Origin of the sequence: Streptomyces zhihengii (assembly GCF_016919245.1) — a bacterium.
Classification (GTDB): domain Bacteria; phylum Actinomycetota; class Actinomycetes; order Streptomycetales; family Streptomycetaceae; genus Streptomyces; species Streptomyces zhihengii.
This window is the reverse complement of the sequence record NZ_JAFEJA010000001.1, coordinates 228,407-240,208: the sequence shown is the minus strand read 5'-3', so window position 1 is coordinate 240,208 and position 11,802 is coordinate 228,407. Positions and strand designations below refer to the sequence as shown.

Below are 11,802 nucleotides of genomic sequence, written 5' to 3'. Positions count from 1 at the left end.
CGGCGGTGTGACGGCCCCGCCCGCCGCGCACCGCGCCCCTCGGCGGCTTGCCCGCAGTCGGAGCAATCCCAACCGACCGGCCGGGCCGGGCCCCAGGGTGGGCCGGGTGAGTACCGGAACCTCCCGGGCGGCCCGACCCGACCGTCTGATCACCCTGTCCGACGGCATCTTCGCGATCGCCATGACGCTCCTCGCCCTGGACGTCCGGGTCCCGCCGGACCTGGGGTCCGCGGAGTTCCACGACGCCCTGCGGGAGACGCTGCCGCAACTCGCCGCCTATGCGCTCAGCTTCCTCATCGTGTCCATCTTCTGGCGCGACCAGCGCAGTCTCCTGCAGATGTCCGCGACGACCGGCGGCATCCCCCAGTACCTGGCGCTCGCCGTGCTCGGCGTGATCGCCCTCGTCCCGTTCCCCACCGCCATGCTCGCCGAATACGGCGCCGAGGAGCCGCTCGCGGTGGCCGCCTACGCGGGGACGATCTGCCTCGTCGACCTGCTGCACCTCGCCATGTTCGCCACGCTGAGGGTCCACCACGGCGTACGGGACGTGGGGGAGTGGCGGGACACCGCGGCGGACCTCGGCGCGACGATCCTCGTGTTCGGCGCGTCGGTGCCGGTCGCCTTCCTCGCCCCGCACGCGGCGATGTGGTGCTGGCTCGCGCTGCTGCCGGCGAAGATCGTGCTGGGGCGTCTGGAACGGAGCAGGCAGACCGTGCCGGAGAGCTGACACCGGCCGTCGTTCGGAAGGCGGGGGCGCCGCCTGCCCCGGCCGCCGTTCGGAGGGCGGGGGCGCTGCCTGCCCCGGCCGCCGTTCGGGAGGCGGGAGCGCCGCCCGCCCCGGATTCCGTTCAGAAGGCGGGAGCGCCGTCCGCCCCGGCCGCCCGCCGCACGGGCATCATCGTCTCGACCTTCTCCTGCGCGAGATGCTCCAGGATCAGCCGGCTCACCAGGTCCGGCCGTTCCAGCGGCACCAGATGGGACGCCCCGGGGATCACGGCCAGCTGCCCCTGAGGCATCGCGCGGTACAGCGAGACGGTGTGCTCCAGCGTCATCAGGTCGTCGTCGCCGGTCATCACGAGGACGGGCGCCGTGACACGCGCCAGGTCCCCGTCGGTCATGGCGGGCTCGGTCCGCCACATGTCGAGCATCTTCGCCGCCACCACCGGCCAGTGGCCCGCCCCGTCCGGCGAGACGGCCGCGTACATCTCCCGGAAGAACGCGAGCTCCGCGCCGTCCGGCGTCATCGTGTCGAGCATCGACGGCTCGGCGAAACACTCCGGTCCCGGACGGGAGTTGGCGCCGATCACCACGGCCCTGCGGACCAGATCGGGCCGGGCGGCGGCGACCAGCAGCGCGACGACGCCCCCGTCGCTCCAGCCGACCAGATGCGCGGGCCCGCCCACCACGGACTCCAGGAAGGCCACCGTGTCGTCCGCCATGTCCGTGTACGACAGGGGTCCCGGCACGTCGGGGGTGTGACCGTGGGCGCGCCGCTCGGGGAGGAGGACGCGGTACGCGGCGGCGAGATCGGCGCGCAGCGGGCCCCAGGTGTCGTTGGTGCAGAAGCCCCCGTGCAGCAGGACCAGCGGATCGCCGGTCCCCTCGGTCTCGTACCACGTCCTGACACCGGGAAGGTCCGCCCAGTCGCCCATCGTCCCACGCCTCTCCGGACGGTCGTCGCCCCCCGGCCAGTGTCCGTCGCCGTCCCGGCACCCGCCACGCGGGCACCGGGACGGCGACGGAAGACGCAGGTGGGAGCGGGCGCGGGGGACCGCGGGCCACGCTCCCCGGTCACCCGCAGGCGCCCGGGGCGGGGCGGTGGGTCACACGTCGATGCCCGTGACCACCGCCGGGCCGAGCGGGGCGGCGTCGGCGGGCACCCCGGCCACCGTCAGGGCCTTCGCCACCGTCTCGCGGGCCCGGTCCTCGGCCTCCTCGCTGTCGGCCGCTTCGACCTCCAGCCGCACCGTGAACGTGTCGTTCTCGTTGACCGTCAGGATCCTCAGTTCCTCGCGACGGCCGAGGGACGTCTGCCGGGGATCGGCGGGGCGCAGTTCGCGCTCCACCGCGGCCCGTACGTCCGGCGCCGGCGGCGTGAGGAAAGTGCCCGGAATGGTGATCACATACGTGCTCATCGATTGTCTCCCGCTCTGGAACGACGAAGGCACCGGCCGCGACTGGCGGCCGGCGCCCCGGACATACGGCTCCGGTGAGTTCGGTCAGCCGCCCATGTACCAGCCGAAGCCGCCGCTCGAGGAAGCCGCCACGAGCAGTACCGTGAATATCACGAGATCCACGATTCCCAGCGCTATACCGGCCTTCGCCATTCCGGCACCGCCGCCCCGGTTCTGACGCAGCGCGACCGCTCCGAAGACAATGGCCAGCGGGCCCAGAATCACATTGAAGAAGAGCAGTCCGATGATTCCGCAGACCAGGCTCGCCACGGCCAGACCACTGGTACCGCTCCGTGCGGCCGACATTCCGTGCGTCATTGCCGTCCTCCCTCATCTTTCGGTCCGTCACCGTGCGTCTGCCCCGCAATGAATGACCCAATCGGGAGAGCGTCGCGGACCGGCGCGCGCCACGCGGCGGGACCGGCTCCGGCCTGCGGGGGAGCATGTCTGGATAACGTGCCGTCATGTCTGCCGACGACCACTTCGCCGATCACCACGAGGAAGACGCGGCGCCGGGCGGGGCGAGCCGGGGGGATTCCCGTCGTACGTCCTTCCGGGATTCCCCGTTCCTGCCCGCCGTCGTCCTGGGATTCATTCTCGCGGCGGCCGCCGGACTGTTCGCGGGCTCCTACACCTACACCATGGCCAATCCGACACCGCGCCATATCCCGGCGGCCACCGTGGACTACACCGGCGCGGGTGTTCCGCGCGACTTCGTGGCGGCCATGGAGAAGGCGCTCGGCGCGTCGCTCGAACTGCGGCCCTACAGCGGCGGGGCGGCCGCCCGGGCGGACATGGAGGAGCAGCGGGTCTTCGCGATCCTCACCTTCCGGGGCGACGACGTCCGGCTCGACGTGGCGGGCGCCGCCGGGCAGTCGGTCGCCCAGGTCCTGGTGGGGGCCGCTCCGGCGGCGGCCCGGGAGGCCGGGGCGGGACTGCGGGTCCGCGACCTGAAGCCCCTCCAGCCCGGCGACCCGCGCGGACTGGCCATCTTCTACATCTCGCTCGCCGCCGTGATCATCGGCTTCGTCGGGGCGATCCAGCTCAGCGTCCACGCCCGGGACCTCGACCCGCCGGAGCGGATCGCCGCCATCGCCGGCTACGCCGTGCTGGGCAGCTTCAGCATCGCGGCGGTGGTGGACTGGCTGCTCGGCGCCCTGGACCTGCCGTTCGCCGAGTCCTGGTTCATCCTCGCGTTCACGATGTTCACCTCGGGCATGGTCTTCACCATGTTCAACACCCTGTTCGGACGCTGGGCGATGCTCCCGACCTGGGGCCTGATGGTGCTGCTCGGCAACCCGTCGTCCGGAGGAGCCGTCTCCTGGCCGCTGCTGCCCTCGCCGCTCGGGCGGATCGGCCAGTGGCTCCCGCCGGGCGCCTCGGTGAACGCCCAGCACACCGCCGTGTACTTCGGCGACGCCCAGCACGCGTTCCCGTTCCTGGTGCTGGCCGCCTGGGCCGCCGTCTCGACCACCGTCTTCTGGGTGTGGCGCCACCGCCACCCCGGCGGCCGCAGCACGGGCCGCCCGGACGAGCCCGCCGCCGACACCCCCGCCGGGGCCTGACGGCGGCCCGCCCGGACGAGCCCGCCGCCGACGCCCCCGCCGGGGCCTGACGGCGGCCCGCCCGGACGAGCCCGCCGCCGACGCCCCCGCCGGGGCCTGACGGCGGCCCGCCCGGACGAGCCCGCCGCCGACGCCCCCGCCGGGGCCTGACGGCGGCCCGCCCGGTGCATCCGTGGCTGCTCTCAGGGGCGAAGACGGCACGGTGGGGCGTGCCGACGCTGTCGTGACGTGTGCCGCGTCCGAAGTGCCGTGCCGACGAAGGAGTGTGGATTCACCGTGCCGGAGAACACCCGTCCTCCCGCCCCGGAACACGCCGCGTGGCGGGTGGCTCCCGACGGCGGGCGCCCGGAGGGCCGTCGGTGCGCGCACACCGGCGCCGTGCCGCCGCCGCTCCCGCACCCCGGCGAGTGCGAGGACTGCGTGCCCGGCGCCCCCGGAAGGGTGCGTCTGCGCCGGTGCACCGGTTGCGGCCACGTCGGCTGCTGCGACAGCTCCCGGGGCCGCCACGCGTACGCCCACTTCGAGGAGACCGGCCACCCGGTGGCCGTCTCCCTGGCGTCCGACGAGGCATGGGCGTGGTGCTACGCCGACGAGGTGTTCCTGGTCCGCGACGGCGGATGACCCGGCCCGGGCGCGGCCTCCCGGTTCCCGCACACGGCACGCCCTCGTACGGCCCGCCGACGCACGGCCCTCGCCGCGTACGCCGCCCCGGCCCGCGCGCACCGCCCCGAGCCGCGCCCACCGCCCCGGAGCGCGCCGCGGTCACGATTTGCGGACGAACTCCGCGGGCTCCGCGTCCACGGCCATGCTGTAGAGCAGCATCCGGCCGTCGGCGACGGTCAGGAAGACGGAGTCCGGCTGACGGCAGTCCTCGCCCGACTCCGCCGTGTACGTCCCCGGGCCGAGCGCCAGCACCGGCGACACCGCGCCCACCACGTAACTGCTCTCGCAGTACTGCTCCGTGCCGTCGCCCATGCCCGCCTCGGCCGAGATCCGCACCAGCCGGCCGCCGGCGGGACCCTGGACGACGCGGATCATCTCCTTCTCGCGGTACAGCTCGTTGGCGGGCACCCAGACGCCGACGTACTCGGCCGGCACCGCCTCCGGCCCTCCGGCCGAGCGGTGCAGATCGGCGCTCAGACCACCGGACGTCCAGGTCAGCACGGACGGCGAGCGCGCCGTGAGGGTCTGCCGTGCCGCGGGGCCGCACCGCCCCTGCGGCATCTGGGCGGTGATCCGGCCCTCGCCGACCACCAGCGTGCCCGCACCGGCGGACACCAGCGCGCCGCGCCCGGCGCACTGGTGCTCGCCGTCGGTGTCGATGTACGAGGCGACCAGGTCGCCCGTGCCGCCCTGCGTCACCTCCAGCCGCAGGGTGCGCCGCGGGTACTGCGGATCGCCCTCGACCACGCCCTCCCAGGCGCCGGTGAACTCCTCGGGCACGGCCCGCTCGTCGCCGCGCGGGGCCCCGGACGCGCCGTCCGCCGCGGGCTCCTTCCCGCCGTCGCCCCGCAGGTACAGCGCCGTGCCCGCGGCCACCGCGGCGAGCGCCACCGCCGCGGCGACCACCCGCCGCCACCGCCTGCCGGTCCCGGCAGGCGCCGCCGGCGCGGCCTCCGGTGTCCGGGCCGGGACCCGCACCGGCGTGGGTGCCGTGAGCATGCGGGCGGCCAGCCGGCCCAGTTCCGCCAGCAGCTCCGGCGGCAGCCACGGGTCGGCCGTGTCGGTGCGGACGCGGGCGGCGATCTGCTCCGCGGTGGGACGCAGCGCCGGATCCTTGGCGAGACAGGCGGTGACCAGCCCCCGCAGCGTGTCCGGGACCCCGGTGAGGTCCGGCTCCTCCTCCGCGATGCGGAACATCAGGGCGTGCAGACCCAGTTCGGCGGAGCCGAACGGCAGCCGCCCGGTCGCCGCGTACACCAGCACGGAGCCGAGGCCGAACACGTCGGCCGCGGGCGTCACCCGCAGGCCCCGTACCTGCTCCGGCGCCATGAAGCCGGGCGAGCCGAGCACGACGCCGGTGGAGGTGCGCAGACCGCCCGCCACCGTGTCCAGCGCCCGGGCGATGCCGAAGTCGATGACCCGGGGGCCGTCGACGGTCAGCAGGATGTTCGACGGCTTGAGATCGCGGTGCACCAGACCCGCCCCGTGGATGGCGCGCAGCGCCCGGGCCAGCCGCCCCGCCAGGGAGTGCAGCGTCGCCTCGGGCAGCGGCCCGTACCCCGCCCCGACGACCTGGTGCAGCGAGGGCCCCGGCACGTACTCGGTGGCCACCCACGGCTGGGCCGCCTCGGTGTCGGCGCCCAGCACCGGAGCCGTCCACTCACCGCCCACCCGGTGCAGCGCGGCGACCTCCAGACGGAACCTGGCCCGGAACTCCGGGTCCTCGGCCAGCGCCGCCCGCACGACCTTCACCGCCGCGGGCCGCCCGCCCGGGGCGCGTCCGAGGAAGACCTGGCCCATGCCGCCGGCGCCCAGCCTGCCGATCAGCGTGAAGTCCCCCATCCGGCGCGGATCGTCCGCCTCCAGGCCGTGCATGCGTGCCCCCGCTTCCCCCGTGTGCAGGCGCCCCGCTCACCGGCGCGCTCCGCGCGGCGGTGACGTTACCGGTTCGGCCCGGGGCTGTCCCGCCCCGGCGGGCCGGGCACCGTCACCGGCCCCCGGGCCGCCGGTCGTTCAGGACCGGGTGAGGGCGTAGGAGCCCACCAGGCGCGCGAGCTGCCGGCCCGTCACCAGCAGCGGTTCCTCGCTCCGGTTGACCTGGGCGGTGACCTCGGCGCCTTCGAGGGCGGCGACCACGGTGACGGCCAGCTCCCGGGCGTCGCCGGCCGGGATGCCGGAACGCAGCAGCTTGTCGGAGACGATCCGCTCCCAGTCGCGCAGCGCGTCCGCGCACGCCTGCTGGATGGGGGAGTCGGACCCGAGGGTCTCCAGCGCGGCCGCCGTGACCGGGCAGCCGTCCGTCCAGCCCGAATCGCGCAGCCCCTCCGCGAGCTGCCGTGCGCACTCCTGCACGGCCGCGCCGGGGTCGGCCTCGCCGTCCAGGGCCCGGCGCAGGACGTCCGCGAACTCCTCGCGGCCGTGGGCGATGGCGGCCACGGCGACGGCCTCCTTGCCACCCGGGAAGAAGTGGTAGACGGAGCCCAGGGTGGCCTCCGCCTCGGTGGCGATCTGCTTGATGCCCGTGCCGACGTATCCCTGCCGCTGGAGGAGGCGTGCGGCGGCGACGACGATCCGGTCCCGGGTGCTGGTCTGTGCCATGCGCACACCCTACTGGTTAGAACGCTCGTTTTAGAACGTGGTACGGTCCTCCTGCGTTCTGGATAGAGCGTTCGTTCTAGTCCTGGTGCGCCCATGCCGCGCACCCGTTCAGTGGAGGTCCACTCATGACCGGCAAGCAGCCCGTGACCGTCATCGGACTCGGCCCGATGGGCCAGGCCATGGTCCGTACCCTGCTCGACGGGGGCCACCCCGTCACCGTCTGGAACCGCACCCCCGACCGCGCCGACGCCCTCGTCGCGCGCGGCGCGGTCCTCGCGCCCAGTGCCGCGGAGGCGATCCTGGCGTCCGAGCTGACCGTCCTGAGCCTCACCGACTACGAGGCGGTGCGCACCGTCCTCGAACCGGCGGCCCACGCCCTGCGCGGCCGGGTGCTCGTCAACCTGAGCTCCGACACCCCGGAGAAGACGCGCGCCGGGGCGCGGTGGGTGGCCGAGCAGGGCGGCATCCATCTCACCGGCGGCGTCAACGTCCCGCCCTCAGGCATCGGACAGCCCGGGTCGACCGCCTTCTACAGCGGGCCGCGCGAGCCCTTCGAGGCCCATCGCCCCACCCTCGACGTGCTGACGGGCACCGACTACCGGGGCGAGGACCCCGGACTGGCCGCGCTCCACTACCAGTTGGGCATGGTCATGTTCTGGACGTCCATGCTCGGCTACTGGCAGGCCATCGCCCTCGCGGACGCCCACGGCCTCACGGCCGCCGACGTCCTCCCGCACGCCACCGAGACCCTGACCGGTATGGGGGACTTCCTCTCCTTCTACGCCGGGCGCATCGACGCGGGGGAGCACGGCGGCGACGTGGACCGGCTGGCGATGGGCGTGGCGAGCGCCGAGCACGTGCTGCACACCAACGCCGACGCGGGCGTCGACACCGCCCTCCCCGCGGCGGTGGCGGACATCTTCCGCCGCGGCATGGACGCCGGGCACGCGGCCGACAGCTTCTCCAGCCTGGTGGAGCTGATGAAGTCCCCGGCCGCCGCGGCGGGAGCGCGCCGTCAGTCCCAGTCCCAGGTGTCGAAGTAGGCGGGCATCCCCGTCCGCCGGGCGTGCAGCACGGCGCGCAGCCGGGCGAAGTCCTTGCCCGGCATGAGCGGACGCCAGTCGTCCAGCGGCAGGACGCGGACCTCGTCGTGCTCGTCGGGGTCGAGGGTGACGGCGGCGATCTGCCGCGCGGTGAGCCGCCCGCCGTCGAAGACGAAGCCCGTGGTCGCCAGCGGCCAGCGGGCCCCCGGCAGGCCGAACACGGCGGCCAGCAGCCGTGGCGGACCGGGCATCCAAATGCCCGTCTCCTCCTCGGTCTCGCGGACGGCCGTCTCCCACGGCCGTTCCCCGGGGTCCGCCGTCCCGCCCGGCCACTGCCACGGGTGGCCCGTCTCGTAGACGGCACGCAGATGCAGCGGACGGTCGTCCTCGTCGGTGAAGAACACCGCCCCGAAGACGGACGCCTTGGGCAGCGTCGCCGCGTACTCCTCCGTCGGAAGCCACCCCCTCGGAGCGGGGCCTGCGGCAGTCGGGGTGCCGGCCTCGTGCGTCACGGCGAAAGACCTCCTTGCGGATGGGGGACGGGGAAGGGCCGCACGGCCGCCGCGCGCGGCCGGTCGCGGGCGGGGGAGTGGGCGGGGTCGTGGGCGATCGGATCGCCCGGGTCCTGGAAGTGCACCGCGATCCCGCCGCCGGCCCGGTACGCGTCGATCCCGGCCCGGCAGTAGGCGACCATCGGTGCCGGCAGCGCGTCCAGCGGGAACCAGTCCATGGCGTCGCACACCTGCGGCTCGCGGACCCGGGGCGTCCCGGTCCAGCGGGTGACCTCGAAGAAGAACCCGATCCGCGCCCGCCCGCCGGGCCCCCTGTGGTGCACGGCGACCGCGGCGCGCACATCGTCCGGGTGCACGACCAGGCCGGTCTCCTCCAGCGTCTCGCGGACGACGGCGGTCACGACGTCCTCGTGGGCGCCGTCGACGTGACCGGACGGGGCGTGCCACATCCCGGCCGCGTACACCGCGCCCGCCCGCCGCGACAGCAGCACCTCGGCCCCCGCGCTCCCGGTGCGGACGGCCAGCAGGTGCACGTCCACCGGCACGGTGTGCCGCGCCGGGGCGTCCGCGCTCCGCCCGGCGGAGCCGCCGCCCGTCACCCCGGCCACCCCGTCTCGCTGTAGGGGCGGCCGGCCCGGATGCCGTCGAGCGCCGCGCGGGTGTACGGGACGAGCCGCTCGGGCGGCTCCCCGGCCTCCCACCACCGCCATGCGACGCACTTGTCCGGCTCGCGCACCTCCGGGTCACCCTCCCAGCGGCGGGCCCGGAAGAAGAGCTGGAGCCGCGGCGGGCCGTCCCGGCCCGCCGCGTGCACGGTGTGGACGAGCCGGAGGTCGGCGGCGTCGATCACGAGGCCCGCCTCCTCGTACGCCTCGCGCACCAGGCACGCCGTCGCGGACTCGTCCTCGCAGTGGCCCGCGAGGGCGTGCCAGAGCCCGCCCGCGTACGGCGTGTCCGGATGCCGCAGCCCGAGCAGCACCCGCCCGTCGCGCTCCAGATGCAGATGCACCCCGACGACATGCGGCACCGTGCCGGGCGGAGCCGTGGCGCCCCGGGGCTCGCCCCGCGGCGGGGGAGCGGGCGGGGGAGGTGCGCCGCGAGGGCACGGCAGGGGACGCATGACGGCCTCCGGTGGGAGCAGACGGTGTCATCGGGTGAACGATCGAGGCCCCCGTGTCGAACACACGTCTTTCGGACGTGGTGGGAGCGCCCCGTCGCGCGGCCGCGCGGGCGGGGGCCCTTGTCGGGCCGGGCCGGGAGGCGGAGCCGGAGGTGGCCGAAACGCCGACACCCTTCACCGGGGCGGGCGGTGCGCACCGTGGCGCCCGTGCCGTGGCGCTCGTGCTGTGCCGTGCCGTCGGGGCGTGGCGCCCGGGCCGTGCGGTGCTGTCGGGGCGTGCCGCCCGTGCCGTGCCGTGCCGTGCCGTCGGGGCGTGGCGCCCGGGCCGTGCCGTGCCGTGCGGCCCCGGCGCGGCCCCGTGCGCGGCTCCGGAAAATCGCGCGGACATTTCTGCTCGGGGATGTCGAGAACCGGTGTCCGGCTCCGTCCCCGGGGTGGACGCGGCCACAATGGGCCGCATCGGCAACAGGAGAGACACGATGGCCAAGTACCTTCTGCTCAAGCACTACCGCGGCGCCCCGGCGGCGGCCGACGACGTGCCCATGGACCGGTGGACACCCGAGGAGATCTCGGCGCACGTCCAGTACATGCGCGACTTCGCGGACCGGCTCCAGGAGACCGGCGAGTTCGTCGACGGCCAGGCGCTCGCGCCGGAGGGCACCTGGGTGCGCTACGACGGCGAGGGCCGCCCGCCCGTCACCGACGGGCCGTTCGCCGAGACCAAGGACCTCATCGCCGGCTGGATGGTGATCGACACCGACACCTACGAGCGCGCCGTCGAACTGGCCGGCGAACTGTCGGCGGCCCCCGGAGCGGGCGGCCGGCCGATCCACGAGTGGCTGGAGCTGCGCCCGTTCCTCGCCGAGCCGCCCACCGTCACGGAGTGAGCACGCCCATGGACGAGGCCCTGCTCCGGAGCCTCACACCCGGTGTGCTCGGGATCCTCGTCCGCCGCGGAGCCGACTTCGCGGCGGCCGAGGACGCCGTCCAGGACGCGCTGCTGGAGGCGGTCCGCGTCTGGCCGTCCGGTCAGCCGCGTGATCCGAAGGGCTGGCTGGTCACCGTGGCCTGGCGCCGGTTCCTCGACGCGGCCAGGTCCGACACCGCCCGCCGCCGGCGCGAGGACCTCGCCGACGAGGAGCCGGAGCCCGGGCCGGTGTCCGGGACGGACGACACGCTGTGGCTGTACTTCCTGTGCGCCCACCCGTCGCTCACGCCGTCGTCCGCCGTCGCGCTCACCCTGCGCGCGGTGGGCGGCCTGAGCACCCGTCAGATCGCCCGGGCGTACCTGGTCCCCGAGGCGACCATGGCGCAGCGCATCAGCCGTGCCAAACGCACCGTCGGCGGGGCGCGCTTCGAGAAGCCCGGAGACGTCGGCACCGTGCTCCGGGTGCTCTACCTCGTCTTCAACGAGGGCTACTCCGGTGACGTCGACCTCGCCGCCGAGGCGATCCGGCTCACCCGGCAGCTCGGGGCCGCCGTCGACCACCCCGAAGTGGCGGGGCTGCTCGCGCTGATGCTGCTCCACCACGCCCGGCGCCCGGCCCGGACCGCACCCGACGGGAGCCTGGTGCCGCTCGCCGAGCAGGACCGGGGCCGGTGGGACACCGGCGCGATCGCCGAGGGGGTCGCGATCCTCCAGGCCGCGCTCGCCCGCGACCGGCTGGGCGAGTTCCAGGCGCAGGCCGCCGTCGCGGCGCTGCACGCCGACGCGCCCACCGCCCAGGAGACCGACTGGGTCCAGATCGTGGAGTGGTACGACGAACTCGCGCGCCTGACCGACAGTCCCGTCGTCCGCCTCAACCGCGCGGTCGCCGTCGGCGAGGCCGACGGACCCCGGGCGGGCCTCGCCGCGCTCGCGACGGTGGACCCGGGGCTGCCCCGCCGGACGGCGGCCGAGGCGTACCTGCGGGAACGCGACGGCGATCCGCGGACGGCGGCCCGGCTCTACGCCGAGGCGGCCCGCGAGGCGTCCAGCCTCGCCGAACGCGACCACCTGACCCGTCAGGCAGCCCGCCTCAACACCCGCCCGGGTGCGTGACGACGGCCCCGCGGGCGGCGCGCCGCCGGTCCGGCGGGTTGCGGCCCCGTGCCCGTGCCGGCTCGGCGGCCCGGTGGTACGGTCCG

The 11,802-nt window shown here is 75.3% G+C and carries 14 protein-coding genes; 6 read left to right on the top strand and 8 right to left on the bottom strand.

Annotation, left to right across the window (positions count from 1 at the left end):
* The first annotated feature begins 97 nt into the window (after nucleotides 1-97).
* Nucleotides 98-727: a TMEM175 family protein gene (locus tag JE024_RS01045; RefSeq protein WP_205371743.1), complete on the top strand. Its 630-nt coding sequence runs from the start codon at nucleotides 98-100 to the stop codon at nucleotides 725-727.
* 121 nt (nucleotides 728-848) lie between these two features.
* Here JE024_RS01045 and JE024_RS01040 read toward each other — a convergent pair whose 3' ends face one another.
* From JE024_RS01040 to JE024_RS01030, 3 genes are all read right to left on the bottom strand, one after another.
* Entirely contained in the window at nucleotides 849-1,652 is an 804-nt protein-coding gene (locus tag JE024_RS01040) for an alpha/beta fold hydrolase (RefSeq protein ID WP_205371742.1), read from the bottom strand.
* Between the two features lie 171 nt (nucleotides 1,653-1,823).
* A complete protein-coding gene (locus JE024_RS01035) occupies nucleotides 1,824-2,135 on the bottom strand; it encodes a hypothetical protein (RefSeq protein ID WP_205371741.1) in 312 nt (103 codons plus the stop codon).
* 84 nt (nucleotides 2,136-2,219) lie between these two features.
* Nucleotides 2,220-2,492, bottom strand: coding sequence for a DUF4190 domain-containing protein (locus JE024_RS01030; RefSeq protein ID WP_205371740.1), 273 nt, complete (start codon nucleotides 2,490-2,492; stop codon nucleotides 2,220-2,222).
* Between the two features lie 146 nt (nucleotides 2,493-2,638).
* Between JE024_RS01030 and JE024_RS01025 the strand changes: the two genes are divergently transcribed.
* Both JE024_RS01025 and JE024_RS01020 read left to right on the top strand, forming a co-directional pair.
* Nucleotides 2,639-3,739 (top strand): ABC-2 transporter permease, encoded by a 1,101-nt coding sequence (locus JE024_RS01025; RefSeq protein WP_205371739.1) that lies wholly within the window; start codon nucleotides 2,639-2,641, stop codon nucleotides 3,737-3,739.
* 276 nt (nucleotides 3,740-4,015) lie between these two features.
* Nucleotides 4,016-4,360 carry a UBP-type zinc finger domain-containing protein gene (locus JE024_RS01020; RefSeq protein ID WP_244882486.1) on the top strand — a complete coding sequence of 115 codons (345 nt, stop codon included), beginning with the start codon at nucleotides 4,016-4,018 and terminating at the stop codon, nucleotides 4,358-4,360.
* Nucleotides 4,361-4,501: 141 nt separating this feature from the next.
* Here the strand turns inward: JE024_RS01020 and JE024_RS01015 are convergent, their stop codons facing one another.
* Both JE024_RS01015 and JE024_RS01010 read right to left on the bottom strand, forming a co-directional pair.
* Nucleotides 4,502-6,277, bottom strand: a complete 1,776-nt coding sequence (locus JE024_RS01015) for a serine/threonine-protein kinase (protein WP_205371738.1) — start codon at nucleotides 6,275-6,277, stop codon at nucleotides 4,502-4,504.
* Between the two features lie 138 nt (nucleotides 6,278-6,415).
* Nucleotides 6,416-7,000 (bottom strand): TetR/AcrR family transcriptional regulator, encoded by a 585-nt coding sequence (locus JE024_RS01010; RefSeq protein ID WP_205371737.1) that lies wholly within the window; start codon nucleotides 6,998-7,000, stop codon nucleotides 6,416-6,418.
* Between the two features lie 125 nt (nucleotides 7,001-7,125).
* Between JE024_RS01010 and JE024_RS01005 the strand changes: the two genes are divergently transcribed.
* Nucleotides 7,126-8,043: an NAD(P)-dependent oxidoreductase gene (locus tag JE024_RS01005; protein WP_205371736.1), complete on the top strand. Its 918-nt coding sequence runs from the start codon at nucleotides 7,126-7,128 to the stop codon at nucleotides 8,041-8,043.
* Here JE024_RS01005 and JE024_RS01000 read toward each other — a convergent pair.
* From JE024_RS01000 to JE024_RS00990, 3 genes are read right to left on the bottom strand one after another with little or no spacing between them, the layout of a single operon-like run.
* Nucleotides 8,016-8,555 carry an NUDIX domain-containing protein gene (locus tag JE024_RS01000; RefSeq protein ID WP_205371735.1) on the bottom strand — a complete coding sequence of 180 codons (540 nt, stop codon included), beginning with the start codon at nucleotides 8,553-8,555 and terminating at the stop codon, nucleotides 8,016-8,018. The genes JE024_RS01005 and JE024_RS01000 overlap by 28 nt on opposite strands.
* On the bottom strand, nucleotides 8,552-9,163 hold the full coding sequence (locus JE024_RS00995; RefSeq protein ID WP_244882485.1) for an NUDIX hydrolase: 612 nt from the start codon (nucleotides 9,161-9,163) through the stop codon (nucleotides 8,552-8,554). Before JE024_RS00995 ends, JE024_RS01000 begins: the two co-directional genes overlap by 4 nt.
* Nucleotides 9,151-9,582: an NUDIX hydrolase gene (locus JE024_RS00990; RefSeq protein WP_244882484.1), complete on the bottom strand. Its 432-nt coding sequence runs from the start codon at nucleotides 9,580-9,582 to the stop codon at nucleotides 9,151-9,153. The genes JE024_RS00995 and JE024_RS00990 overlap by 13 nt, the downstream gene beginning before the upstream one ends.
* A 572-nt stretch (nucleotides 9,583-10,154) precedes the next feature.
* On the opposite strand from JE024_RS00990, the gene JE024_RS00985 reads away from it, so the two are divergent.
* A complete protein-coding gene (locus JE024_RS00985) occupies nucleotides 10,155-10,562 on the top strand; it encodes a YciI family protein (RefSeq protein ID WP_205371732.1) in 408 nt (135 codons plus the stop codon).
* An 8-nt stretch (nucleotides 10,563-10,570) separates the two neighbouring features.
* Nucleotides 10,571-11,716, top strand: coding sequence for an RNA polymerase sigma factor (locus JE024_RS00980; RefSeq protein WP_205376287.1), 1,146 nt, complete (start codon nucleotides 10,571-10,573; stop codon nucleotides 11,714-11,716).
* Nucleotides 11,717-11,802 lie beyond the last annotated feature (86 nt).

Coding starts and splice junctions, on each gene's coding strand:
- JE024_RS01015 (WP_205371738.1), bottom strand. CDS start 6,277: ATGCACGGCCTGGAGGCGGACGATCCGCGCCGGATGGGGGACTTCACG.
- JE024_RS00980 (WP_205376287.1), top strand. CDS start 10,571: ATGGACGAGGCCCTGCTCCGGAGCCTCACACCCGGTGTGCTCGGGATC.
- JE024_RS01040 (WP_205371742.1), bottom strand. CDS start 1,652: ATGGGCGACTGGGCGGACCTTCCCGGTGTCAGGACGTGGTACGAGACC.
- JE024_RS01030 (WP_205371740.1), bottom strand. CDS start 2,492: ATGACGCACGGAATGTCGGCCGCACGGAGCGGTACCAGTGGTCTGGCC.
- JE024_RS01025 (WP_205371739.1), top strand. CDS start 2,639: ATGTCTGCCGACGACCACTTCGCCGATCACCACGAGGAAGACGCGGCG.
- JE024_RS01035 (WP_205371741.1), bottom strand. CDS start 2,135: ATGAGCACGTATGTGATCACCATTCCGGGCACTTTCCTCACGCCGCCG.
- JE024_RS01010 (WP_205371737.1), bottom strand. CDS start 7,000: ATGGCACAGACCAGCACCCGGGACCGGATCGTCGTCGCCGCCGCACGC.
- JE024_RS01005 (WP_205371736.1), top strand. CDS start 7,126: ATGACCGGCAAGCAGCCCGTGACCGTCATCGGACTCGGCCCGATGGGC.
- JE024_RS00985 (WP_205371732.1), top strand. CDS start 10,155: ATGGCCAAGTACCTTCTGCTCAAGCACTACCGCGGCGCCCCGGCGGCG.